Consider the following 21,970-nt stretch of genomic DNA (forward strand, 5'->3'; position numbering starts at 1 on the left):
CGACGGCTGGCCCCGGATTTGCAATGGATCTCCCGTGCTGCACGGCAGCCCCTTTTTCAACATCCAGGATGCCTACCCCATGCCCTTTCCTCCGCCCGCGCGGGCTCCGCGTCTCCTGCTCAAGCAGTATTGGCAGCTTTTGCTGACAACCCTTCTGCCCTCCCGGCCCCATCATGGCCGCCGGTCAGCCTGCGGTACCTGATTTTTCCCTCTCCCTGAAGTTAACGCAACAGACCATGAAAACACCCCTGATCCTTGCCCTTGCCCTGATTGCGGGCAGCCCTGTCGCCCTGGCCCAGCAGGCCGAACCGGCCAAGCCCTATGTGGCGCCCCCCTGGACCTACAAGACCAAGCAGCTCAACCGTGCCGAAATCGATGCCCTGCTGGCCAAGCCAGGCCAGGTGCTGGTGCTGGACGTGCGCCGGCCGGATGAACTCATCACCAAGGGCAGCTTTCCAGTCTTCCTGAGCGTCCAGACCGCCGACGTGGACAAGCTGGCGGAATACATCCCCAAGGAGCGCACCCTCATCACCGTGTCCAACCGTGCCCACCGTGCCGGCGCCGTAGGCGACAAACTGACCGCCCGCGGCTTCAAGGTGGCCGGGGCGGCGGGCTCCCTGGATTACGAGGACCAGGGCGGCAAGGTGGCCCGCATCACCCCGCCCGCACCCCGCGCGGCCGCCAATTGAAACCATGCCCCTCTGCTGCAGAGCGGAGACCGGGTCCTTCGAGGTGCCCGTGAGCGCTACTCCGCCCCCCAGCCTTGAGATCCGCCTGGACCCATGACAAAGCGCGGAGGGGCGCCAGGATCACTCCCGGCGCCCCTCCCTCCCCTGGCGGCGGCGCATCCGCACAGGCGTGGCCGACTCCCCTTCAGTCCTTCTTGCGGAAGTCGTCGTGGCAGCCCTTGCAGGTCTGGTTGAGTTTGCCAAACTGGGTCTTCACCGCGGCGGCATCACCACTGGCGGCAAGCTTCGCCAGTTCGTTGGCCTCGACGTTGAACTTGCGGGCCGCTTCGCCCGCCCTGGCGCCGTCGGTGAACAGCTCGGGCCTGACGGTGGTTTCGCGCCAGCCCTTGCCGGTTTCGGTACCGGCAGGGTAGAGCGCACCGAGGCCGGAATTGGCAATGGCCGCGATGGTGTTGGCCGCACGGATCACCTCATCCTTGTTGTAGGTGCCTTCCACGTTGTTCTTGATACGCCCGGTGTTCCAGGCCAGCACCTGATAGGCCGACTGGCGCCACTTGATGATCTGCTCCGGCTTGGGGGCCTGCTGGGCCAGGGCGGCGGAGCTGGTGGCCGACACAATCAGGGCGGCAAGCAAGGTTTTGAGGATTTTATGCATGTTTTCTCCGTAGGAAAGTGGCGGGTTCGAAGGCGGTCAGGCCTTGAGATGGGTCTTGAAAAAGGCCACGGTGCGTTGCCAGGCCAGTTGGGCGGCCTGGGCGTCATAGCGGGGCGTGGTGGTGTTGTTGAAGCCGTGCTGGGTGCCCGGGTAGATATGGGCTTCGTACTTCACCCCCGCAGCCTTGAGGGCCTCCTCGTACCTGGGCCAGCCGGCGTTGATGCGTTCGTCGTTCTCGGCATAGTGGATCAGCAGCGGCGCCTTGATCCGGGCCACGTCCTCGACGGGAGGTTGACTGCCGTAAAAGGGGACCGCAGCCGCCAGATCGGGGATGCGGGTGGCCAGCAGGTTGGAAATGCTGCCTCCGTAGCAGAAGCCGGTGACCCCGACCTTGCCGTTGCCTTCGGGCAAACCCTTCAGAAAGGCTGCGGCAGTCACGAAATCCTCGCGGGTCTTACCCTGGTCCAGCTTGGGGAAGAGCTCCCGGGCCTTGTCCTCATCCCCCGGATAACCGCCCAGGGGAAACAGCGCATCCGGCGCAAAGGCCACGAACCCCTCCAGGGCCAGACGGCGGGCGATGTCCTCGATGTGGGGATTGAGGCCGCGGTTCTCATGGACGACCAGCACCGTCGGGAGTTTGCCGCGGGCGGAGGCCGGACCGACCAGATAGCCGCGGAGGGTGCCGTAGCCCTGGGGCGAAGGTATTTCCAGGTAGCGCCCCTGGATTCGGGCGTCACCGGGGGCAAGCTCCTGGGCCTCGGCGAAACGTGGGCTCAGGGCGTTCAGGAGCCCTTCGGCGGTGATGCCTGCGGCGGCATAGCGGGCAGCGCTCTTCAGGAACTCCCGGCGTGGGATCAGGCCATGGACGAACTGATCGAAGAGCTTGAGGACTTCCGGCTGGAAGTCGGCGGCCGTCTGGCGGGGCATGATGGGTATCTCCGTGGTTATTTAACGCGGCCAGGGTGGCCGGCGGTCAGGACGGGGAAATGCCAGGCAGAGCCGCTTCCCACCACATACAGGGTCTTCTTGCCGGGGCCGGCGAAGGCCAGGTTCTGAGGCCGCTTGGGCAACGGGATGATGCCCAGGGCCTGGCCCTGGCTGGAGAACACCTGGACCCCCGCATTGGAAGCCACATACAGGCGCCCTTCCGCATCCACGGCCAGGCCATCCGCGCCACTGGTCGGGCCGTTGTCAGTCTGGCGGAAGCCCTCCAGCCGGGCAAACTCGCGCTTCGGCCCCAGCTTGCCATTGGCGGCGATGTCGTAGGCCAGCACGTGCTCGCCGGCGGTATTGGCCACGTACAGGGTCTTTTCGTCGGGGCTCAGCTGGATGCCGTTGGGCCGGGTAATGTCAGCGGCCAGGCGCTCGATGGCATATTCCGGCGACACCCGGTAGACCGCCGGTTTCGCGGTGATGGCCGGATCCGGCTGGGGCGTGGCGGCGGGATTGACACCCGAGTCGGTGAAATAGACCGTCCCCTTGCGATCCACCACCAGATCATTGGGGCGGCCCAGGTTGAACTTGCCATCCACCTTGCCCACCAGGGTGCGGGCATGGCCCTTGGGCTGGATCACGCCGACCCTGGGTTCCCGGGTCTGGACGCTGATCAGCTCCCCATTGGGGGCAAAGGCCAGGGCGTTGGAACCGTTGGCCCCTTCCAGGTAAACGGAGCTGCGGCCATCGGGGGCAATGTGAATGATCCGGTCGTTCTGGTTTTCGGTGAACAACAAGCCGCCATCCGGCGCGGCGATGGGGCCTTCGGTGCCCTTGAAACCCTCCTGAATCAGTTCGATAGGGGTACCGGCCTGGACGACGCCAGCAATCCCGGGGGTCACCGCTTGCTGGGCGTGGGCCAGACTCCAGGAGCCGAGGAGGGATGCGGCGACGAGGCTCAGGGCGCAGGGCGCAATTTTGATAGGGGGCATGGGGTTCGATGGGAAAGAGTGTTCGGATCCAGTGCAGGTTTTCCCTTCCCCTGCAGCATGCCCCGTGCCACCTTCAGGCGCCGTTCTCATGGAGGAGCGGCGGCAGGCTGAAAAGTCCCTGATTTGCAAGAGGATTCGACCCATCCAGTCCAGCCTGGCGGACCTCCCCGGGGGTGTCCCTGGCGCCGGCACGGGAGTACCGGCTGCTGCATTCCCTACAGCCGTGACGCCATACTGTTGGTTTTGAAACCCGGCAGATGCCGGCCTGCGCGCATCCGGCCTTCAGCCCACACGGCTCAAGGCGGCCTCGGTGCGGTTGCTCACCTTCAGTTTGCGCAGCAACTCCTGGACGTGATGCTTCACGGTCAGGGGGCTGAGGCCCAGGTCGTCAGCGATCTGGACATTGGTCTTGCCGCTGCGGATGCCCGCCAGGATCTCCGCCTGACGGGCGGACAGGCGGATCCGGTTATCCACTGTCTCCTGCGCACCCTGGATCCGTTCCAGGGCATGACGCAGATGGGGCAGCAGCAGCTCTGCGAAATAACACTCCCGGGCCCCCCCTTCCCGGGGCAGCCCCAGGAAGACGAACAGCACCCCCGCCCGGGCGCCGGAATCCCCGTGGCCATGCACCAGCGCAGGCCCCCCGGCGCCTGGCAGGCAGGCCAGGGCGAGGCGCAGCAGCGACGGCAACTCCCGACAGGGACGGCCACCTCCGTGCTGCCAGTGACGACGCAGGGCGACCGCCCACTCCAGTTCCTGGCCCGGGCGGTAACCCTCCCATTCCGGAGCGACCACCCCCCGCGAAAACACCTCCACGCCCCCCCCGCGGCCGCTCAGGCAGAGCAGGGTTTCGTGGGGCAGGAAGCTCTGCAGCGCCCCCTGGGACCACAGGTAGAAATCGCTCCGGCGGCGCACCTGGACAGCCCCCTCGAGGGTCCCCAGGAGGCGCTCCAGATCCCGGGCACCCAGGGTTCCCGCCGCAAAGTCGTTCATGGGGTCACCGGCTGGAACAGCCAGTCCCGATGGCGCAGCGGGCCGGCGGGGGCCACCACCCAGGGAGGAAGTCCCGCGCTCTGCAGGGCGGGAGCAGCGGAGCGGCTGCGCAGGCCCACGATGTATCCCTCACGGCGCTCCAGCACCCAGTCGGCCGCTCCGGTCACGGGGTCCCGGTAGAGACGGCGCAGATGACGCCGGGGAAAGGGGAAACGCGGATCCTCCAGGAGCTCTTCGAGGCGCCGCGGTCCGGGCACCGTCTCCCCGGGTACGGCGCTGCGGTAGCTGGCCAGGGCGCGGGCAAACTCCCCCCCCACGAACAGCAACTCCGTCTCCCGCTCCTTGCGGGCCGCAGTGGACCAGAGCGTACCGAAGTGGGCCAGACCGAACCCCATGGCCGCCACCACAAACAAGGTGAGCAGGTAGCTTGCGCCCCGCTGGCGCCCGCCAACTCTCATAACTCCCCCAGGGGCTGACCGTCGCGGGCCGTACCGGGCGCAGCGCTGCGCAGATCCCAGACGCCCTCGCTGCGCCCGTCCGGAGGCGCCAGCAGGGTCCACCCATCCCGGCGCTCCAGTACCGGATCCACCGGCAGGCTACGCAGGTAGCGGGCCGAGACCAGTTCGTCCAGATCCCGGGGGTAACGGCCGGTATCCCCGTAAAACCGATCGATGGCATCCCGGGTCACCGCCAGGGTTTCCCGCAGGGCGGCCTCGCGGGCCCGCTCCAGGTGGACGAAGTAACGGGGCGCGGCGATGGACAGCAGCAGGGCCACAATGGCCATCACCACCAGCAGTTCGAGCAGGGTAAACCCCCGGCAGGGACGACGGGTCATCACCACTCCTGGTAGGGAACCCCGTTGAGCCCCCGCCCCGGGGCCCGGGAATGCACATCGAAGACATCTGCGCCGGCCCGGGGGGCATCCGGCGGACTGGCATAGCTGCGCAGGCCCCAGGTATCCACCGGATCGATCTCCGGATCGGTGACGAAAGGGTCCCGGGGAATCCGGCGCAGCAGGTAGATCCGGCGCCCATCCGCCGAACGGGCATCTGGCACCCCATGCACCAGTTCGGCCAGGCGAGGCGGATAGCCGCTGCCATCCGCGGCCCGGGCAATCCGCCCTTCGTCGGCCAGGCGCTTGTAGTCGTCGATGGCCCCCCGGATCTGCCGCAGGGCAAGGCGCAGCTCGCTCTCCCGGGCGCGCTGGGCGGTCAGCTCCGCCACGGGCACGGCCATCGCGGCAAGCACGGCCACCACCGCCACGGTGACGACCATCTCAATCAGGGTGAAGCCCCGCATGCCCATGGCTCAGGGAACGATCTGCAGGTGGACCGGCGCCGGCAGCAGCGGGGACACGGGCTGCCCTCCCAGACGGACCTGAGCCGACAGCACACTGAACGGCGCTTCACCCGCAGCCCCCGGGCGGGCCCGGAAGCGGGCCGTCAGGACCCCCGAATCCCCAGCCGGCAGGCGCAGGGCCAGGGCATCCCCCCCTTCCCCCGGCTGATCCAGCGGTTCCACCTGACGGGTATCGTAAGCCAGCAGCACAGGCCCACCCTCGCCTGCCGGACCGGACAGGCGCAGGGTCACCGCGAAGGGCTCGCCGGGCGCCACCCGCTCCGGAGTGCTCAGCTCCAGGGCGGGCGGCGCAAGCTCTCCGCCCGGGGCTGGGGCTGGGGCTGGGGCTGGCGCCGCCGGCCCGCCTGCGCCCGCCAGGGCTAGCACCCGCCCTCCCCCTCCTGCCCCCAGGGGCACCGCGGCCGCCCCAGCCGATCCGAGCAGCAGGGGCATGGCCCCCACCGCGCCCTCCGTGCCGGCGGGCTGGGTGGCACTGGCCAGGCTCGGCTGCACCACGTTCCGGACCACCCGCGGCGTGATCAGCAGAACGATCTCGGTCTTGTTCTCCACATCCTTCTGACTGCTGAAAAGCCGTCCCAGACCGGGCATCGACCCCAGCCCCGGGAGGCGGTTGGCAGAGCTGCGCTCCTCGTCGCTGATCAGCCCTGCCAGCACCTGGGTCTCCCCGTCCTTGAGGCGCAGGGAGGTGGCCGCGCTGCGGGTGCCCACCTGATAGGCCAGGGAGCTGGAGGGACCCAGCACCTCCTTGACGATGCTGCTGACCTCCAGATTGACCTTGATGGCCACCTCCTCGTCCAGATGCACCGAGGGCTCCACCTCAAGCTTGAGGCCCACGTCCAGGTAATTCACCGAGGCGGACACCCCCACGTTGGCGGTGGAGGTGGTGGTGAACACCGGCAGCTTCTCGCCGATATGGATGCGCGCCTTGTCCCGGTTGCGTACCCGGATGCGGGGGTTGGCCAGCAGGTTGGCGCTTCCATCCTGATCCTTGAGGTTGAGGAGCAGGCCTGGATTGGCCACGTAGGGCAGCATTGCCCCGGTCTCCCGCAGGTTGATGTTGCCCGGCAGCAGCTGCCCCCCCAGGTTCTGGCTGATGGTGGTCCCGGTGGTGGTGGTCACCGCGCTGGTGGTGGTGGGCTGCAGCAGGCCATACCCCACCTGATCGGGGAAACGCAGGCCCAGCTCCAGCAGCTTGTTGCGGCTGATCTCCATGACCTCCACCTCCAGCATCACCTCCGGCTCGGCCAGGTCGAGCCCTGCGATCAGGCGCTCGGCCAGGCGCACCGCCTCCGGAGTGTCCTTCATCACCAGCAGGTTGAGCTTTTCCTCCACGAAGAGGTCCTTGGTCTTGACCATCTGCTTGATCATCGCCATTGCCTGCCGGGGGTCGGCATTGGCGAGGTAGAAGCTGCGGGTCACCAGCTCCTGGTAGTCCTTCTGCTTGGCCGGGGTATTGGGATAGACCAGTACCGAGTTCTCGTTGAGGAGCTTGCGCTCGAGCTGCTGGGTCAGGAGCAGCAGGCGGAGCACCTCATCGATGGGGCTCTTGCGCACGAACAGGGAGACCTTGGCCTCCGGGCGCACATCCTTGTCGAGCACGAAATTCAGCCCCGACTCCCGGGCCAGCACCTCCAGCACGCTGCGCAGGGGGGCATCCCGGAACTCCAGGGTCACTACCCGGGCCAGGGGACCGCGGAGGGCCTGGGGCAAGGGATCCCGGGCTGCCGCCTGCTCCTCCAGCTGGCGTATCACGGCGCGGGCCACGGGATGGGCCGGATCCCCCGCGAGGACGCTGCGCGCGGCCGCTTCCGCGCCGACCCTGTCCCCCCGGGCCAGCGCCTGCCCGGCGGCCTGGGCCTGCTGCTGACGGCGGCGCTGGGCCTCCACCTGGGCCAGACCCGCCACGACCCGGGGGTGACGGGGGTCGAACTGGCGGGCCAGGGTCAATGCCGCCTCGGCTTCATCGAACCGGCCGGCGCTGCGGGCCTGGTCGGCCAGGGCCAGCTGACGAAGGGTCAGCCCGTCCCGTTGACGCAGCCAGTAGCTGCGCAGCTCCAGGTTGCGCGGATCGGCCTCCACCCGCGCCTGGAGATCCCGCAGGGCGGCCTCCGCCGCGCCGTTGGCAAAGGCCTTGCGGCTCTCCTCCAGGGCCGGATTCGCGGCACAGGCCGCCAACAGCAGGAAACACAGGGAAAGGAGGAGGCGGGCAATCAGGGAAGCGCTCATGGGATGGCCCCAGTCAGGAGGCTCTGGGTCTGGTTGAGGGGCAGATACACAAAATCGATGCGGCTACGGCTGACCGCCACCACCCGGTAGCGGCCCTCCACAAGGTCACCGGCCCGCACCGCACGCAGGTGACCGCCCTCCACCAGAAACGCCGCCGGCGGGCCACCGTCCTCGAGCATCCCGCCATAGCGGAACGGCAAGGGCGGGGCGCTGGGGGGCTGCGCCGGCGGGGGCGGAGGGGGTTCCGGCTGGAAGCTGCGCTCGGCAAACAGGTTGGCGGGCGGGTCGGTGGGCGCGCCGTACCCGAGCCGCTCGACCCGCGCCAGTCCGGTCAGATCCACCGCAACCGGACCGGGCGTTCGAGGGGCGGCCCGCCCGGGGACAGGCGCGATCACCTCATCCCCGGCATCCAGTCCCGCCACCCACCCGGCGGCCCCCAGGCTGGCCGCCAGGGCGAGGAGCAACAGGTGCGAACGTTTCATTCCGCTCTCCGCAGGTAAAGCACCAGCCGCACCCGGCCTTCCACGTCGCCCGCCTCGATGCTCCCCCGGCGTACCTGAAGGCTGTCCACCGCCAGTTCCGGCATGGCTGCCAGCAGATCGGCCAGCCACAGGCGTATCGCCGGGTAAGCGCCCCGCAGGGGCAGCTCCAGTGTCACCTGCTCCAGCGGACTGCCCGCCAGGGGCGACGCCCGGTAGTCGGCCTTGTCCACCAACACCCCCCGGACCAGCGCATGGCCATGGAGGCGTACCAGCAGGTCCGGCAACTCAGCAGCGGCGGGGAATCCCTGCAGGAAGGTCTCCAGCCGGTCCCGGGGGGTGGTCTCCGGAGGCGTGGCCCGACGCAGCTGTCGGGACAGCTGGCGGGCCTGCTGACGCAGGGACTCCGCCTCCCCGGCGAGCAAACGGTTGCCGCCCAGATCGAAAGACAGGGCAAAGCCGCCCAGGGCCAGCCCCACCACGCCGGCCCAACCCGCCCGGCGCACGGTGACCCGGAGCCCGTCCAGCCACGCCTGCCATGAATCCATCATGACGGCACCGGCCAGCGGGCGTGCAGGCTGAACCCCACCACCGGCACGCTCCCCTCCGTGCGAAAGGCATAGCTGACGAGCCTGACGCCGGCCAGAGGTCCAGCGTTTTCCAGACGCCGGACGAGGGCAAAGACCTCGGGCAGGTTGCGGGCCTCGCCCGTAATCCGTACCTGCCCCCTGGCCCCGTCCAGATCCACCTCCAGGATGGCCACACCCGGGTCATCCGCAGCCCGGGCCAGATGATCGAGAACGACGGGCCAGGGCCGTCCCAGGGCAGAGGCCAGGGCCAGGGCCGGACGGGCTTCCGTATCGCTCACCGCAACCTGGGCCCGACTTGCCGGACGCAGGTCCGCCTGCCGGCGCAGGCGTGCAAGGGCCCGCTCCTCCTCCGCGCGCTGGGTTTCCAGGGTGTCGTATTCATGAAGAACGCCCGCCACGGCCAGCAGGCCGAAGACCAGCAGCCCCCATCCCGGCACACTGGGCCAACGGCGGCGGCCGGAAAAATCGATGGCCAGGGGCGGTGGGACACGCCAGCTCATGGATGTGGCCTCTCCACCCAGGACCAGCCGGCAGGCAGATCCCCGACGGGCACCGCCTCCAGCGCATCCAGGTACAGGGAGGCCTGCTCCGGCCGGCCGCCGTCCGGCAGGGTCGCCAGCAACCCCGCCAGCCCCTCACTGACGACGCACCCCCAATTCCGCTCACCTGAAGCGGCTACCGGCTGGCTGCGCACCGCCTGCCACAGGCCTCCCTTCCAGAGGCCGATGGTCAGCCGTCCAGCCTCCAGACGGGCCAGCGCCCCATCCCCCCGGCACCATCCCGCCAGCCGGTTGTAGGCATGGACAAAGGCCGGCTCGGCCTGGATGACGCTCACCCGGCGGTCACGGGCCCAGGACATCAGCGCCTCCGCCAGCGCCGCTGGCAGGGCGGCAGCGAGACACACCTTCCCCCGGCTGTCCTCATCCCTCCGGATGATCCAGGGCCCCGGCCCGAAGACCGTCGTGAAGCGGTGCTCGACGAAGGCCTGCCGCTCTCTCCCGTACACACCCTCCGGCCAGACCAGACGCAGGTAACGGGCGTGATGATCGGCCACCGTCACCCTCAGGCGCGCGCCACGGGGCAACCCGGGGACGGCGGCCAGACTGGCCGGCCACGCCTCCGCCAGGGGCAGCCGCAGCACGGCCTGCGCCGGCCTTGCCAGGGCAATCCCGTCTCCTCCCAGATGGAGGGAAACCTGCTCAGGCCACAAAAGTGACACGGTTCAGCTCCTGCAGGGTGGTTCGTCCGCAGCACACCAGCGCCAGCCCCGCCTCCCGCAGACTGGCAAAGGCCTGCCGTCGGGCAGCCTCCTTCAACTGCCGCAAGGGCGCCCGGCCAACGATCAGGTCCCGCAGCTCGTCGTCCAGGACCAGCACCTCGGCAATCGCCTGACGTCCCCGGTAGCCGCTGCCCCGGCACTGACCGCAACCGCTGCCCGCCTGCAGCCGCCAGCCGGACACCATCCCGGCCGCCAGACCGGAGGCCGCCAGCAGCGCTGCGTCCGGGATCACCGGCCCGGCACAGGCCAGACAATTGACCCGCATCAGCCGCTGGGCCACCACGCCGTTGAGGGCCGCCACCAGGTTGTAGGGATCGATCCCCATGTGCATGAAGCGGCCGATCACGTCGAAGGCATTGTTGGCATGGACGGTGGTGAACACCAGGTGGCCGGTCAGGGCCGCCTGAATGGCGATCTCGGCCGTTTCCGGGTCGCGGATCTCGCCGACCATGATCTTGTCCGGATCGTGGCGCAGGATCGAACGCAGCCCACGGGCAAAGCCCAGGCCCTTCTTTTCATTGACCGGAATCTGCAGGACGCCGGGGAGCTGGTACTCCACCGGATCCTCGATGGTGACGATCTTTTCCTGCCCCGTCTGGGTTTCGGAAAGCAGGGCATACAGGCTGGTGGTCTTGCCCGAACCGGTGGGTCCGGTCACCAGCACCATGCCATAGGGCTCCGCCGCCAAGCGGCGCAGGGTCGTCCGGGTGGCAGGATCGAACCCGAGGGTTTCCAGGGAAAGGCCGCTCATTTCCCGGGTGAGGTGCTCCTTGTCGAGCAGCCGCAGCACCGCATCTTCCCCATGAATGCTGGGCATGATGGAGACCCGGAAGTCGATCGCCCGCCCGCCCGCCTGCACCTTGAAACGGCCATCCTGGGGAACCCGCCGCTCGGCGATGTCGAGTTCGGCCATCACCTTGAGGCGGGAAATGGCCTGCTCCGCCAGGGTGCTGCCGTTCATGCCCCCGGCCCGGCTCAGCACGCCATCCACCCGATACTTGATGACCAGCCCGCCCGGCTGGGACTCCAGGTGGATGTCGCTCGCCCCCTGGCGCACCGCATCGAAGAGGGTGGCGTTGACCAGCTTCACCACCGGGCTGGCATCCTCGGCGATGCTGCGCAGGGACAGGTCCGCCTCGATACCGTCGGGGATCTCCGGCACGGAGGCCTGATCCAGGATCTGCCGGCGCTCCCCATGGCGGGCCAGGCAGGCCGCCAGATCATCCCGGTCCACCCGGCACAGCCCATGGGGCTCGGCAAGCCGGGCCCCCAGGCCGTCCAGCAGGTCCGCGTCGCCCGGATGGACCAGCGCCAGAATCAACCCGCCTCCTGGGTCCCGTGCCAGCAGCGCCTCCCGGCGCAGGGCCTCCTCGAAGGAAAACAGGGCAAAATCGGGGGCCAGGGCAAACAGCTCCGCCGCCGACAGGGAAGGCAGACTCACTGGATGCTCTCCGCCACCTGGAAGATGGGCAGGTAGAGCATCACCAGCACCAGCCCCACCAGCACCGCAATCACCAGCATCAGCAACGGCCCTGCCAGGCGGGTCAGGATCTCCAGCCAGCGGGCGTTGTCCTCCTCGTGGAACTCGGCGGCCCGCTCCAGCATCTCCCCCAGGTTGCCCGCCCGCTCGCCCACGGCGAGCATGCGCAGGGCCACCGGCGTCGCCAGGCCATGGGCCTGGAGGGACGCCGCAAAGCCCTGCCCTTCCCGGATTCGTCCGACGGCCGCCACCAGGCCCGGCCGCAGCGCCTCGGACAGCAGGCCAGAGACCATGCCCAGGGAAGGCACCGCAGGAATCCCCCCCCGCAGCAACATGCCCAGGGTGCGGTAGAAACGGGCCAGCTCGAAAACCCGGAGACGGGCCCCCACACGCGGCAGGCGCCAGACCAGCGCCGCCCCCGCGCGGCGGAGCTCCGGCCGCGTCAGCACCAGCCCGGCGCCCACGAGGGCCGTGACCAGACTGGCCACCACGAAACTGCCGTGGCTGGCCATCAGCTGCCCCCAGCCGAGCAGCAGCCGGGACATCCACGGCAACTCCCCACCCACCGTCTCGAACACCTGGGCAAAGCGCGGCACCACGAAGAGCAGCAGGAACAGCATGACCGCAGCGCCCACCAGCAACAGCAGGGCAGGATAGACGGCAGCGGACACCAGCTTGCTGCGCACCCCCTCCAGCTGGCGCTGGTAGTCGATGTAGCGGGCCAGGGCCGGCCCCAGGTCACTGGTCCGCTCGGCCGCCCGCAGGGTCGCCACGTAAAGGGGCGGAAAGCAGTTCGGCCACGCCGCCAGGGCATCGGAGAGGGTCCGCCCCTCCCGCAGGCCGCCAAGCAAGGCCTGCAGGACCGCCCGGACCGGCGGACGGAGCTCCTTCTCGGCCAGGGCCGCCAGGGCCTCGGCCAGGGGGATCCCGGCCCGCAACAGGGCCAGCAGCTCCTGATTGAAGAGCAGCAGGGGAAAACGCAGCGCCCGGGGCGCCCCTCCCCCATGGGCCGTCACCGACAGTACCGCCAGCCCATGGGCCAGGGCCTGCTCCCGGGCCGCCGCGGCGTCGATGGCGTGTACATCCAGCTCCTGAACGACGGAACCGGCCCCCAGGGCCCGCACCCGGAATCGCATGCTCATGGGAAGGGCCTACCAGCTGACGATATCGGCTGCGTCACCGCTGCCACCGGGCTGGCCATCCCGGCCGAAGGAGAGCAGATCGAACTCCCCGTGGGCCCCCGGCTGGAGGTACTGATAGGGCTTGCCCCAGGGATCCTCCGGCACCGCCTTCTTGAGATAGGGCCCCGACCAGCGGGCCAGATCGGCCGGCTTCTCGGTGAGGGCCTTGAGGCCTTCTTCGGTGCTCGGGTAGCGGCCCACATCCAGACGGAACTGGTCCAGGGCCTTTTCGATCCCGTCGATCTGGGCCCGGGCCGCCTTGATCTCGGACTTGCCCACATGGGCAAAGAACTTGGGCCCCACATAGCCCGCCAGGAGACCGATGATGGTCATCACCACCAGCAGCTCAAGGAGCGTGAAGCCGGCAGGGCGGCGGGGACGGGAAGACGGACAGGAAGAAAGGGCGTTCGGGGCAGGCATAGCCCGCCGAGAATAGACGGCCCGTGTGACACACCGATAACAAACAGAATTCAGTCAGATTGCAGCCGGCAGCCCGAAAACAGGGGCTCACGCCGTGTGCGCCTGGTATCAGGGGCAGAAGTTTTCAGGGCACGGTTGTTGCCGGTTGCCAAAATGGGCCAATCCGCGGGTCGGGCAGCCTGAATCGGCAAGACCCCCCTGCCAGGGAAGGTCCGGTATGCGCCATGGCGGGACGCCTCAGGCACGCTTATGGCGCTGCGTGCCCCCCTTGAGGGCATCTGAAGACGCAATCGGAGCAGGGAGGGGAGGGACATACCGGGTGCGATGCACCGGCATGGGGACCTCAGAAAGGCCGTTCGCCACGCCGGCTCAGGCTGGCACGCAAGGTTTCGGAGGGCAGCTCACCGAACATGGCACGATAATCGGCAGCAAAGTGGGACAGATGCCAGAAGCCCCAGCTCGCCGCAATATCGGCCACGGAGCTGCTTTCCTCGGCCCGGCGCAGGGCCCGGCGCACCCCGTTGAGCCGCAGGGCCCGCAGAAAACCCACCGGGTTCAGGTCGAGGACATCCTGGAAGCTGTACTGCAATGTACGCCGGGAAACGTTGAGCTCGGCACACAGGTCGGCAATGGTGATCGGCTCCTCCACATGCTGACGCATGTAGTCCCGGGCCCGGTTGACGATCTGGCGGCGGGTCTCGCTGGTGGAGGGGGGGCGGGGACACTCGTTGGGATTCCCGATGGCCGCCAGCAGGCTGCCGTAGATCGCCTGCTCCAATGCCTTCCGCATGGCCGCATGGCCGAGCAGCTGGGGGCTGGCCTTCACCGTATTGATCGCCGTGAGCAGGAAGGCGCGCAGCTCCTGGGCCTGCGCCGGATCGCCACGGAGCACGCGCTGGCCGGCGATCTCCGCCTCGATGTCACGCCCCTCGACCCGTTTGGCATACATCCGGAAAGCCGCCTCATTGGCCGTCACCCCCAGGATGTCGAGACGTTTCGGAGTCCGGAAATCCAGCTCCTCACCCCCCTTCAGGGTCAGCATGGAGCGCTGGTCGAAGATCTCGCCGCAGTACCAGCCCTGGCCCTCCGTCTCCAGGGGGATGCCGAAAGTCAGGGAGCCCTGCCAGGCCAGTCCCCCCTCGTGGACGATCTGGTTGGTGCATTCCCGGAAGACCTGCACATCCCCCAGCCAGATCTCCTCGAGCTCACCGCTGAAGCGGCCGGCGGACAGCTGCTCGTAACGCTGGGTCCAGCGCATGAGCGCACGGGCGTGCTCATCCGCGTCATCACTCAAGGCCTGGGCATACGAACATCCTGCTGTCTCTGCACCGGGCAGGGCGGCATCGGTCATGTTTTTCCTTCGGTTCCGGTGTGGGCACATCGGCCTTACGGCTCTCTTTTTTTACGGTAATCCCATTACGGGCAGCTGTGCAAGAGCTTTGGATCCTATTTCCCGCAGCGCACAAAAATGGTGCGCCGCACACAAAATTCCCCTTTTTGGACAATGGCTTGCACCAAAACAGCATTGCCAATTTCGGATAACGGAACTCCTTACGCCGGCCGCAAGATCCAGCCATCCGCTCTCCGGCCCTTCCCGCCGGACCTGCGGAACCCCTGCGGCCGAACCCGGCCAGGGAACGATTGGCAGGTGCCCCTGCAGAGAAAAATGGCTGGATCGGGCACCGCAACAGACAGGAGGAAAGCGTGCTTCGAAAAACCATTGCGGGCAGCCTGCTGACCACCGCCCTTGCGCTCGGAACGAGTGCCGGCGCGCTGGCGGAGCTGGCTCCCGAAACGATCACCACCGGCAAGCTGCCGCCGGCCACCCCTTACCGGATCTACCTGCACGACGTCTCCATCAGCCACATCGTCGATGGGCGTCTGCACGTCGTCGACGGAGAGCGGATGGAGTACCGGGGCATGCTCGCCACCGGCTTCACCGGCCAGGCGGCCCTGTCTGCCGACCGGCAGGAAATCTTCGTGGCGACCACCTACTACACCCGCCTCAACCACGGCACCCGGACCGACGTGGTGGACGTTCATGACGCCAACACCCTGACCAAGACCGGCGAAATTCCCATCCCGCCGCGGCATGCCCAGTCCCTCCACTACAAGGGCACCATCCGCCCCTCCGCCGACGGGCGCTGGCTGTTCGTCCAGTACGCCACCCCTGCCACCTCCATCGGCATCATCGACCTCAAGACACGCCAGGCAGTCAATGAGGTGGCGACACCGGGCTGCTGGGCGATCCTGCCCTCGGCCAGCGTCGGCGGCCGCCTCTCCACCGTCTGCGGGGACGGCACCCTGCTCACCGTCACCCTCGACGACAGCGGCAAGGTCGCCACCCAGAAGCGCAGCGCCCGGTTCTTCGACCCGGACAAGGATCCGATCTTCATCCACGGGGAACAGGACGGCGACAGCTACCGCTTCATCTCCTTCCACGGGGAGGTCCATACCGCCCATCTGGACGGCGAGAGCGCCCGCTTCGAACCCACCTGGTCCTTCCTCACACCGGCAGACCGCAAGCAGGGCTGGCGGCCCGGCGGCTACCAGATCATTGCCCAGCACAACGCCAGCGGCCGTCTCTTCGTGGGCATGCATGACAAGGGCGCCGAAGGCAGCCACAAGACGCCTGCCAAGGAGATCTGGACCATCGACCTCAAGGCCCGCAAGCGCATCGACCGGACCCCCGGCCATAACGCCATCGCCCTCGCGGTCAGCCAGGGCGACAGCCCCCGGCTGTTCGCCTACGACGGGATCAAGCTGGCCCTCCAGGGCTTCAAGGCCGACCGCAAGCTGACCCTGGCCAAGCGCCTGGAAGCGGTCGGCGAGACGCCCACCCAGATGGAGCTGCACTGATGGACGTCCTCGCCCTAGACCCCGTACTGGCCCGCAGTTGCGGCGCCGCGCTGGCGGTGGTGCTGCTGACCGGGGCCTGGCAGAAGCTCCGCGACCTCGCGGTCTTCGAGGCCTCGGTGGAGCTCTACCGCCTGCTGCCGGAAAGCCTGGTCCCCCTCTTTGCCCGGGCCTTCCCCGTGCTCGAGGCCCTGGCCGGCGCGGCCCTGCTCTTCGACGGTACCCGGGGGATCGGTCTGCTCCTGGCCCTCGCCGTGCTCGGCGTGGCCACCGGAGGTGTCTTCATCAACCTGCTCCGGGGCCACACCGAAATCGACTGTGGCTGTGGCGGCGCAGAAGGCCACACCACCCTCTCCTGGGCCCTGCCTGCCCGCAACACCGTGCTGATGCTGCTGGCCGTGGTGGGCAGCCAGGACGGCAGCGGCCGCGAGCTGATGTGGATCGACACCCTCTCGGTGGCCGGCGGCACCCTGGCCCTCTTCGGCCTCTACGCCACTGCCAACCAGCTCATTGCCAACCACCCCCGCCTGATTCAACTGAGGAACTGATCATGAACGATGCCCTGCTCATCTCGAACGTCCTGCTCTGGGTTGCGGTCCTGGCCGCCCTCGTCGGACTGTTTGCACTCGCCCGCCAGATCGGCGTGCTCTACGAACGGGTCGCCCCCATGGGCGCCCTGATGATGGACACCGGCCCCAAGGTCGGCGAGCCCTCACCGGTGTTCGAACTCCCCAACCTGGTCGGCAACACCCGCGTGACCATCGGCCGGCCGGGCGACAAGAGCACCCTGCTGTTCTTCCTGTCCCCCACCTGCCCGGTGTGCAAGAAGCTGCTGCCCATCCTCCGCTCGGTCAACACCACCGAAAGGGACTGGCTGCGGGTCGTCCTCACCTCCGACGGCGAACAGCCGGAACACCTGGCCTTCTACGAGAAGGCCGACCTCAAGGAATTCCCCTACCTCCTGTCCAGCGAACCGGGCATGGCCTACCGCGTGGCCAAGCTGCCCTACGCCGTCCTGCTGGACGAGCACGGCCGCATCGTCGCCAAGGGCCTGGTGAATTCCCGCGAGCAGCTGGAAAGCCTGTTCACCGCCAAGGAAATGGGCGTCGCCTCGGTGCAGGACTACATCGAACACCAGCACGCCTGACCTTCCCCCACCCCAAGGAGAAACACCCATGAAATGGCTTGATGCCCTGTTCGAGCGGAAGACCCGCCAGGTGGCGCAGCACAGCTCCCGCCGCGGCGCACTCATCCGGATCGGCAAGCTGATGGTCGGCACCGCCTTCGTGCTGCCGGTCCTGCCCTTCGACCGTACCGCCCAGGCCGCCGCCGGTGCGGCACGCAAGGCCGCCAACGCCAAGCCCGGCGAGACCGACTGTGAATACTGGCGCTACTGCGCCCAGGACGGCTACCTGTGCAACTGCTGCGGCGGGGATGCCAACACCTGCCCGCCGGGCACCGAGGCGTCCAAGGTGGCCTGGATCGGCACCTGCCGCAACCCGGACGACGGCAAGGACTACCTGATCAGCTACAACGACTGCTGCGGCAAGACCGCCTGTGGCCGCTGCCTGTGCAACACCAACGAGCGGGAACGTCCGGCCTACCGGATGGGCGTGCATAACGACATCAACTGGTGCATGTCCAACGACTCCACCATGTTCCACTGCACCCTGGCCGCCGTCGTCGGTCTGGCCGACGGGCAAAGCTGAGGACGAGCGGCCATGCGTACCCTGCTCGCCACACTCCTGTGCGCCGCTGCCCTCCCGGCAGTGGCGGCCGATGGCGCCGCGCTGTTTGCACAGCATTGTGCGGCCTGCCACCAGCCGGGCGGGGTCGGCCTGCCCGGCCTGGCGCCTCCCCTCGCCGGCACCCTGGGGGAACGCCTGAAGATCGCCGGCCGGGGCTACCTGCCCCGGGTGGTGATGCATGGCATGACCGGCCCCATCACCGTCCAGGGGGCCCGCTACACCGGCGCCATGCCGCCGTTCGGCACCCAGTTGCCGGACGAGGCCCTCGCTGCCGTGCTCAACCATGTGCTGGAGGGCTTCAACGCCGGCACCCTGCCGGAGGGCCACCAGGCCTACACCCCCGCCGAACTGGCGGAGGCCCGGGAAACCCGGCTGGCACCCCACGCCGTCCGCAAGCTGCGGGACGGCCCCCCCAGGGCAGGAAGCGGATCATGACCCGCCTGCCCTCCACCCTTGCCCTTGCCGGCCTGCTCCTGGCCAGCAATGTCCTGGCCGACGGCGAGCGCTCCGCCCGCCGGCAATACCTGCTCCACTGCACCGGCTGCCATCAGGCCGACGGCCGGGGCGCACCCAGCTCCGACGTGCCCGACATGCGCAGCCTCATCGGCTACATGGCCCACGATCCGGAGGGCCGTGCCTATCTGGTCAAGGTGCCCGGGGTCTCCAACTCGGCCCTCAACCACGCCGACACGGCCCGGCTGCTCAACTGGATGCTGCGGAGCTTTTCTGCAGCCACCCTCCCGGCAGAGTTCGCCCCCTTCACTGAAGCTGAAGTGACGCGCCTGCGCGCGGCCCCCCTGGACGACGTGGCCGCCACCCGGGCCTCGGTGATCCAGCGCCTCCAGGCCCAGGGCCTGCCGGTCCAGTAACACCGATCCAATCCACCTCGACAGGGAGTCGCACACCATGAAGAACACGCCCCACCTCCGCCTGCGCCCGAGCCTGCTCGGCTGCGCCCTCACCCTGGCCTTCAGCGTTGCCGCCCAGGCCGCCGTCAGCGATCAGGACGCCGCGCGCCTGGGCAAGGACCTCACCCCCATCGGCGCCGAGAAGGCCGCCAGCAAGGACAGCAGCATTCCCGCCTGGGACGGCGGCCTCACCAAGGCCCCCGCCGGCTGGAAACCCGGCCGGCTCGACCCCTACGCCGCCGACAAGCCCCTCTACTCGGTGGACGCCAGCAACGTGGACAAATACGCCGACAAGCTCCCCGCCGGCCAGGTCGCCCTGATCAAGGCCTACAAAGGCTACCGGCTCGACGTCTACCCCACCCGCCGCAGCTGTCCGGTGCCCGATCTGGTGGCCGAGCGCACCCGGAAAAACGCCACCTCCGCCAGGATCGGCGAAGACGGCTGGCGCCTGGCCGAAGCCCACACCGCCGGCGTGCCCTTCCCGATCCCCAAGAGCGGCATCGAGGTGATCTGGAACTACAAGACCCGCTACACCGGCCTGGGCCGTCGCGCCCAGATTGCCGGACTGATGCCGGAGAAGGACGGCGGCCTGGTCGAGCTGCGCCAGTGGTCCTTCGAGCTCTACCCCTACAACGACCCCAAGACCAGCACCCTCAAGGACATCGAAGGCGTCGACGCCAAGCTCCTCTTCGACGTGCTCAGCCCGGCCTCCCGCGTCGGCGAGGGCTACCTGATCCACGCCTATCTGGACAAGCCCCAGGACGCCTGGATCTATTTCCCCGGCCAGCGCCGGGTCCGCCGCTCCCCCACCTTCGCCTACGACAACCCCATCGCCGGCTTCGACAACCTGTACTTCGTGGACCAGATCAACATGTTCACCGGCGCCCCCGACCGCTACGACTTCAAGCTGGTGGGCAAGAAGGAGATGCTCGTCCCCTACAACTCCTACAAGCTCATCGACAAGAAGAACAAGTTCAAGGACATGCTCGGCCCCGAGTACGTCAAGCGTGACTACCTGCGCTACGAGAACCACCGGGTCTGGGTGGTCGAAGCCACGGTCAAGGGCGACAAGCGCCACAGCTTTGCCAAGCGGGTCTTCCACATCGACGAGGACTCCTGGGCCCTGCTGCATGTAGACATGTACGACGCCAAGGGCAATCTCTGGCGGGTGCAGGAAGGCAGCCTGTGGGCCGCCCCCGAAGTGGGTGCCTGCATGTCCTACGAATACCAGAGCTATGACCTGGTGGCCCGTCGCTACGTGACCGACAACTGGACCGCCGAAGGCGAGGTGCTCGACCTCACCGCCGGCAAGGAAGGCCGCGTCAACGCCGGCACCTTCAGCCAGGACGAACTGCGCCGCCGCGGCGAGCGCTGATCCGCCCGTTCCTTCCCAGGAGATTCCCATCATGAAGACAATGGCGACTTCCCGTCGCCGGGCCGTGTTCGGCCTGGCGCCGGCCACCCTGGCGGTTGCAGCGGCCCTCACCGCCTGGTCCGACCCCTCCCACGCCTTCCGCTTCGGCAGCGAGGAAGGCCTCTCCGGCAGCTTCGACTCGATCGTGTCTTTCGGCGTGATCCGCCGCATGTCCTCGCCAGACGCACGCATCATCGGCAACGACAGCGGCGGCAGCAACCGGGGCACCAACACCGCCCTGCACGCGGCCCAGGGCGGCAGCGGCTACGCCAACGCCGACTTCAACTACACCAACTTCGACGACGGCAACCTCAACTTCAAGAAGGGCGACATCGTCTCCATGGCCCTCAAGGGCACCCACGATCTGGCCCTCAAGGCACCGGACGGCTGGAGCGCGCTGGCCCGCTTCTACTGGATGCACGACCTGCGGGCCGACCAGGGGCGCCGCACCGAGATCACCGAATCCTCCGCCACTGCCCGGGCCAACCTGCTCGACGCCTGGGTGGCCAAGGAATTCCGCATCGGGGAGCAGCGCGGCAAGCTCAAGCTGGGCAACCAGGTGATCTCCTGGGGGGAGGACATCTTCATCCTGGGGGGGGTCAACCAGATCAACGCCATCGACCTGCAGAAGTTCCACGTTCCCGGCACCCAGATCAAGGAAGTCTTCATCCCTGCCCCCATGGCGTCCTGGTCGGGCAGCCTCAACGAAAACCTGGGCATGGAGGCCTACTACCAGTTCGCCTGGAACAGCTTCAAGTTCGACCCGGTGGGCACCTTCTTCTCGGGGGCCGACGTCCTCGGGCAGGGCGCCCGTCCGGCCTACTACCCCACCTCCATCTGCCGCGACTTCGCCCTGCCCCTGCCCTGCGGCGACCGCAGCGGCCTGAGCGACCGGCAGCGGATTGCCAACGGCACCGCCGTACCCTACCTGGGCCAGGAAAAACCCAAGCAGGGCGGCCAGTACGGGGTGAACTTCCGCTACAACGCCGACGCCATCGACACCGAGTTCGCCTTCACCTACCAGCGCTACCACGACAAGCTGCCCTTCCTGGGCTACACCGGCAACGCTGCCGGTGCGGTGACCGGCTACTTCCTCGCCTACGGGGAAGACCGGGACCTGTTTGCCGTGTCCGCCAACACCAAGCTGGGCGACGTGGCAGTGGGCATGGAGCTCTCCTACCGCCCCCGGGACAGCGTCGGCGTGGATCCCACCGTCCCCTTCGGCTCCCTGGCCGGGCGCTTTGACAAGAACAGCGTCTACGACATGGGCCGCCACCCGGGCTTCGTCGAGCACAAGAAGTGGCAGTACCACGCCACCGCCTTCTACACCTTCTCCCGCAACGACCCCCTGGGCGGCCTGGCCACCGCCGTGGGCGCCACCGACGGCTTCATCCTGGCCGAAGCTGCCGTGGCCCACTACCCCGACCTGGACCGCAGCGGCGCGATCCCCTACTTCCTGCCCAACTACGGCATCCCCAACCGCACTTCCTGGGGCTACGTGGCCGAACTGGGGCTCAACTACCCCAACGTGGGGGGCAGCGGCATCACCCTCACCCCCCAGATCGACTTCGCCCACGACGTAAAGGGAACCGCCCCCAACGCCCTGCCCTTCGTGGAAGGCCGCAAGGCGGTGACCCTGTCCCTCTTCGCCAACTACCGGGACCGCTGGAAAGGCGCCCTGCAGTACGCCAACTTCTCCGGCGGCGGCGACAACAACCTCATGCGCGACCGGGACTTCCTGGCCGCCAGCATTTCCTACTCCTTCTGA

Annotated in this window: 25 protein-coding genes; 9 read left to right on the forward strand and 16 right to left on the reverse strand. The window is 68.3% G+C overall.

The window, feature by feature from the left end; translation table 11 throughout:
• Positions 1 to 236: 236 nt before the first annotated feature.
• A complete protein-coding gene (locus PHD22_RS03215) occupies positions 237 to 689 on the forward strand; it encodes a rhodanese-like domain-containing protein (RefSeq protein WP_299862197.1) in 453 nt (150 codons plus the stop codon).
• A gap of 184 nt (positions 690 to 873) precedes the next feature.
• Here PHD22_RS03215 and PHD22_RS03220 read toward each other — a convergent pair whose 3' ends face one another.
• The 16 genes from PHD22_RS03220 to PHD22_RS03295 all read right to left on the reverse strand — a co-directional run bounded on the left by PHD22_RS03220 (position 874) and on the right by PHD22_RS03295 (position 14,627).
• Positions 874 to 1,344, reverse strand: coding sequence for a cytochrome c (locus PHD22_RS03220; RefSeq protein ID WP_299862200.1), 471 nt, complete (start codon positions 1,342 to 1,344; stop codon positions 874 to 876).
• A 36-nt stretch (positions 1,345 to 1,380) separates the two neighbouring features.
• Positions 1,381 to 2,271 (reverse strand): dienelactone hydrolase family protein, encoded by an 891-nt coding sequence (locus tag PHD22_RS03225; RefSeq protein WP_299862202.1) that lies wholly within the window; start codon positions 2,269 to 2,271, stop codon positions 1,381 to 1,383.
• Positions 2,272 to 2,288: 17 nt separating this feature from the next.
• Positions 2,289 to 3,269, reverse strand: a complete 981-nt coding sequence (locus PHD22_RS03230) for an SMP-30/gluconolactonase/LRE family protein (RefSeq protein ID WP_299862204.1) — start codon at positions 3,267 to 3,269, stop codon at positions 2,289 to 2,291.
• 282 nt (positions 3,270 to 3,551) lie between these two features.
• A complete protein-coding gene (locus PHD22_RS03235) occupies positions 3,552 to 4,262 on the reverse strand; it encodes a LuxR C-terminal-related transcriptional regulator (RefSeq protein WP_299862207.1) in 711 nt (236 codons plus the stop codon).
• The gene (locus tag PHD22_RS03240) at positions 4,259 to 4,720 is read right to left on the reverse strand and encodes a type II secretion system protein (protein ID WP_299862210.1); all 462 of its coding nucleotides are present in this window, start codon (positions 4,718 to 4,720) and stop codon (positions 4,259 to 4,261) included. Before PHD22_RS03240 ends, PHD22_RS03235 begins: the two co-directional genes overlap by 4 nt.
• The gene (locus PHD22_RS03245) at positions 4,717 to 5,097 is read right to left on the reverse strand and encodes a prepilin-type N-terminal cleavage/methylation domain-containing protein (RefSeq protein WP_299862212.1); all 381 of its coding nucleotides are present in this window, start codon (positions 5,095 to 5,097) and stop codon (positions 4,717 to 4,719) included. Before PHD22_RS03245 ends, PHD22_RS03240 begins: the two co-directional genes overlap by 4 nt.
• Complete coding sequence (locus PHD22_RS03250; RefSeq protein WP_299862215.1) at positions 5,097 to 5,567, reverse strand: type II secretion system protein; 471 nt, start codon at positions 5,565 to 5,567, stop codon at positions 5,097 to 5,099. Before PHD22_RS03250 ends, PHD22_RS03245 begins: the two co-directional genes overlap by 1 nt.
• A 3-nt stretch (positions 5,568 to 5,570) precedes the next feature.
• Entirely contained in the window at positions 5,571 to 7,847 is a 2,277-nt protein-coding gene (locus PHD22_RS03255) for a secretin N-terminal domain-containing protein (RefSeq protein ID WP_299862218.1), read from the reverse strand.
• Positions 7,844 to 8,329 (reverse strand): hypothetical protein, encoded by a 486-nt coding sequence (locus tag PHD22_RS03260; RefSeq protein ID WP_299862221.1) that lies wholly within the window; start codon positions 8,327 to 8,329, stop codon positions 7,844 to 7,846. The genes PHD22_RS03255 and PHD22_RS03260 overlap by 4 nt, the downstream gene beginning before the upstream one ends.
• Positions 8,326 to 8,877: a GspMb/PilO family protein gene (locus PHD22_RS03265; protein ID WP_299862224.1), complete on the reverse strand. Its 552-nt coding sequence runs from the start codon at positions 8,875 to 8,877 to the stop codon at positions 8,326 to 8,328. The genes PHD22_RS03260 and PHD22_RS03265 overlap by 4 nt, the downstream gene beginning before the upstream one ends.
• Positions 8,874 to 9,416, reverse strand: coding sequence for a PilN domain-containing protein (locus PHD22_RS03270; RefSeq protein ID WP_299862227.1), 543 nt, complete (start codon positions 9,414 to 9,416; stop codon positions 8,874 to 8,876). The genes PHD22_RS03265 and PHD22_RS03270 overlap by 4 nt, the downstream gene beginning before the upstream one ends.
• Positions 9,413 to 10,135 carry a hypothetical protein gene (locus PHD22_RS03275; RefSeq protein ID WP_299862228.1) on the reverse strand — a complete coding sequence of 241 codons (723 nt, stop codon included), beginning with the start codon at positions 10,133 to 10,135 and terminating at the stop codon, positions 9,413 to 9,415. Before PHD22_RS03275 ends, PHD22_RS03270 begins: the two co-directional genes overlap by 4 nt.
• Entirely contained in the window at positions 10,116 to 11,636 is a 1,521-nt protein-coding gene (locus tag PHD22_RS03280; RefSeq protein WP_299862231.1) for a GspE/PulE family protein, read from the reverse strand. The genes PHD22_RS03275 and PHD22_RS03280 overlap by 20 nt, the downstream gene beginning before the upstream one ends.
• A complete protein-coding gene (locus PHD22_RS03285; protein ID WP_299862235.1) occupies positions 11,633 to 12,817 on the reverse strand; it encodes a type II secretion system F family protein in 1,185 nt (394 codons plus the stop codon). The genes PHD22_RS03280 and PHD22_RS03285 overlap by 4 nt, the downstream gene beginning before the upstream one ends.
• A 9-nt stretch (positions 12,818 to 12,826) precedes the next feature.
• Positions 12,827 to 13,276 (reverse strand): type II secretion system major pseudopilin GspG, encoded by a 450-nt coding sequence (gspG, locus tag PHD22_RS03290; protein ID WP_299862237.1) that lies wholly within the window; start codon positions 13,274 to 13,276, stop codon positions 12,827 to 12,829.
• A 343-nt stretch (positions 13,277 to 13,619) separates the two neighbouring features.
• On the reverse strand, positions 13,620 to 14,627 hold the full coding sequence (locus PHD22_RS03295; RefSeq protein ID WP_299862240.1) for a helix-turn-helix domain-containing protein: 1,008 nt from the start codon (positions 14,625 to 14,627) through the stop codon (positions 13,620 to 13,622).
• A gap of 353 nt (positions 14,628 to 14,980) precedes the next feature.
• Here PHD22_RS03295 and PHD22_RS03300 point away from each other — a divergent pair, with 353 nt between their 5' ends.
• The 8 genes from PHD22_RS03300 to PHD22_RS03335 are packed head-to-tail and all read left to right on the forward strand — an operon-like array spanning position 14,981 to position 21,970.
• Positions 14,981 to 16,135 (forward strand): amine dehydrogenase large subunit, encoded by a 1,155-nt coding sequence (locus PHD22_RS03300; RefSeq protein ID WP_299862243.1) that lies wholly within the window; start codon positions 14,981 to 14,983, stop codon positions 16,133 to 16,135.
• Positions 16,135 to 16,680, forward strand: coding sequence for a MauE/DoxX family redox-associated membrane protein (locus PHD22_RS03305; RefSeq protein ID WP_299862246.1), 546 nt, complete (start codon positions 16,135 to 16,137; stop codon positions 16,678 to 16,680). The genes PHD22_RS03300 and PHD22_RS03305 overlap by 1 nt, the downstream gene beginning before the upstream one ends.
• 2 nt (positions 16,681 to 16,682) lie before the next feature.
• The gene (gene mauD / locus PHD22_RS03310) at positions 16,683 to 17,279 is read left to right on the forward strand and encodes a methylamine dehydrogenase accessory protein MauD (protein ID WP_299862249.1); all 597 of its coding nucleotides are present in this window, start codon (positions 16,683 to 16,685) and stop codon (positions 17,277 to 17,279) included.
• Between the two features lie 28 nt (positions 17,280 to 17,307).
• The gene (locus tag PHD22_RS03315) at positions 17,308 to 17,841 is read left to right on the forward strand and encodes a methylamine dehydrogenase light chain (protein WP_299862252.1); all 534 of its coding nucleotides are present in this window, start codon (positions 17,308 to 17,310) and stop codon (positions 17,839 to 17,841) included.
• A gap of 12 nt (positions 17,842 to 17,853) precedes the next feature.
• Positions 17,854 to 18,315: a cytochrome c gene (locus tag PHD22_RS03320; protein WP_299862255.1), complete on the forward strand. Its 462-nt coding sequence runs from the start codon at positions 17,854 to 17,856 to the stop codon at positions 18,313 to 18,315.
• Positions 18,312 to 18,749, forward strand: a complete 438-nt coding sequence (locus PHD22_RS03325; protein ID WP_299862258.1) for a hypothetical protein — start codon at positions 18,312 to 18,314, stop codon at positions 18,747 to 18,749. Before PHD22_RS03320 ends, PHD22_RS03325 begins: the two co-directional genes overlap by 4 nt.
• Before the next feature lie 37 nt (positions 18,750 to 18,786).
• The gene (locus PHD22_RS03330; RefSeq protein ID WP_299862261.1) at positions 18,787 to 20,163 is read left to right on the forward strand and encodes a DUF1329 domain-containing protein; all 1,377 of its coding nucleotides are present in this window, start codon (positions 18,787 to 18,789) and stop codon (positions 20,161 to 20,163) included.
• 31 nt (positions 20,164 to 20,194) lie between these two features.
• A complete protein-coding gene (locus PHD22_RS03335; RefSeq protein ID WP_299862264.1) occupies positions 20,195 to 21,970 on the forward strand; it encodes a DUF1302 domain-containing protein in 1,776 nt (591 codons plus the stop codon).

The sequence above is a fragment of the Zoogloea sp. genome (assembly GCF_028693495.1).
Lineage (GTDB): Bacteria > Pseudomonadota > Gammaproteobacteria > Burkholderiales > Rhodocyclaceae > Zoogloea.

What these genes read in the sequence shown, in the direction of transcription:
- PHD22_RS03335 (WP_299862264.1), top strand. Translation starts at nt 20,195, where the DNA reads ATGAAGACAATGGCGACTTCCCGTCGCCGGGCCGTGTTCGGCCTGGCG.
- PHD22_RS03260 (WP_299862221.1), bottom strand. Translation starts at nt 8,329, where the DNA reads ATGAAACGTTCGCACCTGTTGCTCCTCGCCCTGGCGGCCAGCCTGGGG.
- PHD22_RS03245 (WP_299862212.1), bottom strand. Translation starts at nt 5,097, where the DNA reads ATGACCCGTCGTCCCTGCCGGGGGTTTACCCTGCTCGAACTGCTGGTG.
- PHD22_RS03265 (WP_299862224.1), bottom strand. Translation starts at nt 8,877, where the DNA reads ATGATGGATTCATGGCAGGCGTGGCTGGACGGGCTCCGGGTCACCGTG.
- PHD22_RS03315 (WP_299862252.1), top strand. Translation starts at nt 17,308, where the DNA reads ATGAAATGGCTTGATGCCCTGTTCGAGCGGAAGACCCGCCAGGTGGCG.
- PHD22_RS03255 (WP_299862218.1), bottom strand. Translation starts at nt 7,847, where the DNA reads ATGAGCGCTTCCCTGATTGCCCGCCTCCTCCTTTCCCTGTGTTTCCTG.
- PHD22_RS03250 (WP_299862215.1), bottom strand. Translation starts at nt 5,567, where the DNA reads ATGGGCATGCGGGGCTTCACCCTGATTGAGATGGTCGTCACCGTGGCG.
- PHD22_RS03225 (WP_299862202.1), bottom strand. Translation starts at nt 2,271, where the DNA reads ATGCCCCGCCAGACGGCCGCCGACTTCCAGCCGGAAGTCCTCAAGCTC.
- PHD22_RS03330 (WP_299862261.1), top strand. Translation starts at nt 18,787, where the DNA reads ATGAAGAACACGCCCCACCTCCGCCTGCGCCCGAGCCTGCTCGGCTGC.
- PHD22_RS03220 (WP_299862200.1), bottom strand. Translation starts at nt 1,344, where the DNA reads ATGCATAAAATCCTCAAAACCTTGCTTGCCGCCCTGATTGTGTCGGCC.
- PHD22_RS03305 (WP_299862246.1), top strand. Translation starts at nt 16,135, where the DNA reads ATGGACGTCCTCGCCCTAGACCCCGTACTGGCCCGCAGTTGCGGCGCC.
- PHD22_RS03235 (WP_299862207.1), bottom strand. Translation starts at nt 4,262, where the DNA reads ATGAACGACTTTGCGGCGGGAACCCTGGGTGCCCGGGATCTGGAGCGC.
- gspG (WP_299862237.1), bottom strand. Translation starts at nt 13,276, where the DNA reads ATGCCTGCCCCGAACGCCCTTTCTTCCTGTCCGTCTTCCCGTCCCCGC.
- PHD22_RS03230 (WP_299862204.1), bottom strand. Translation starts at nt 3,269, where the DNA reads ATGCCCCCTATCAAAATTGCGCCCTGCGCCCTGAGCCTCGTCGCCGCA.
- PHD22_RS03215 (WP_299862197.1), top strand. Translation starts at nt 237, where the DNA reads ATGAAAACACCCCTGATCCTTGCCCTTGCCCTGATTGCGGGCAGCCCT.
- PHD22_RS03325 (WP_299862258.1), top strand. Translation starts at nt 18,312, where the DNA reads ATGACCCGCCTGCCCTCCACCCTTGCCCTTGCCGGCCTGCTCCTGGCC.
- PHD22_RS03320 (WP_299862255.1), top strand. Translation starts at nt 17,854, where the DNA reads ATGCGTACCCTGCTCGCCACACTCCTGTGCGCCGCTGCCCTCCCGGCA.
- PHD22_RS03270 (WP_299862227.1), bottom strand. Translation starts at nt 9,416, where the DNA reads ATGAGCTGGCGTGTCCCACCGCCCCTGGCCATCGATTTTTCCGGCCGC.
- PHD22_RS03295 (WP_299862240.1), bottom strand. Translation starts at nt 14,627, where the DNA reads ATGACCGATGCCGCCCTGCCCGGTGCAGAGACAGCAGGATGTTCGTAT.
- mauD (WP_299862249.1), top strand. Translation starts at nt 16,683, where the DNA reads ATGAACGATGCCCTGCTCATCTCGAACGTCCTGCTCTGGGTTGCGGTC.
- PHD22_RS03240 (WP_299862210.1), bottom strand. Translation starts at nt 4,720, where the DNA reads ATGAGAGTTGGCGGGCGCCAGCGGGGCGCAAGCTACCTGCTCACCTTG.
- PHD22_RS03285 (WP_299862235.1), bottom strand. Translation starts at nt 12,817, where the DNA reads ATGAGCATGCGATTCCGGGTGCGGGCCCTGGGGGCCGGTTCCGTCGTT.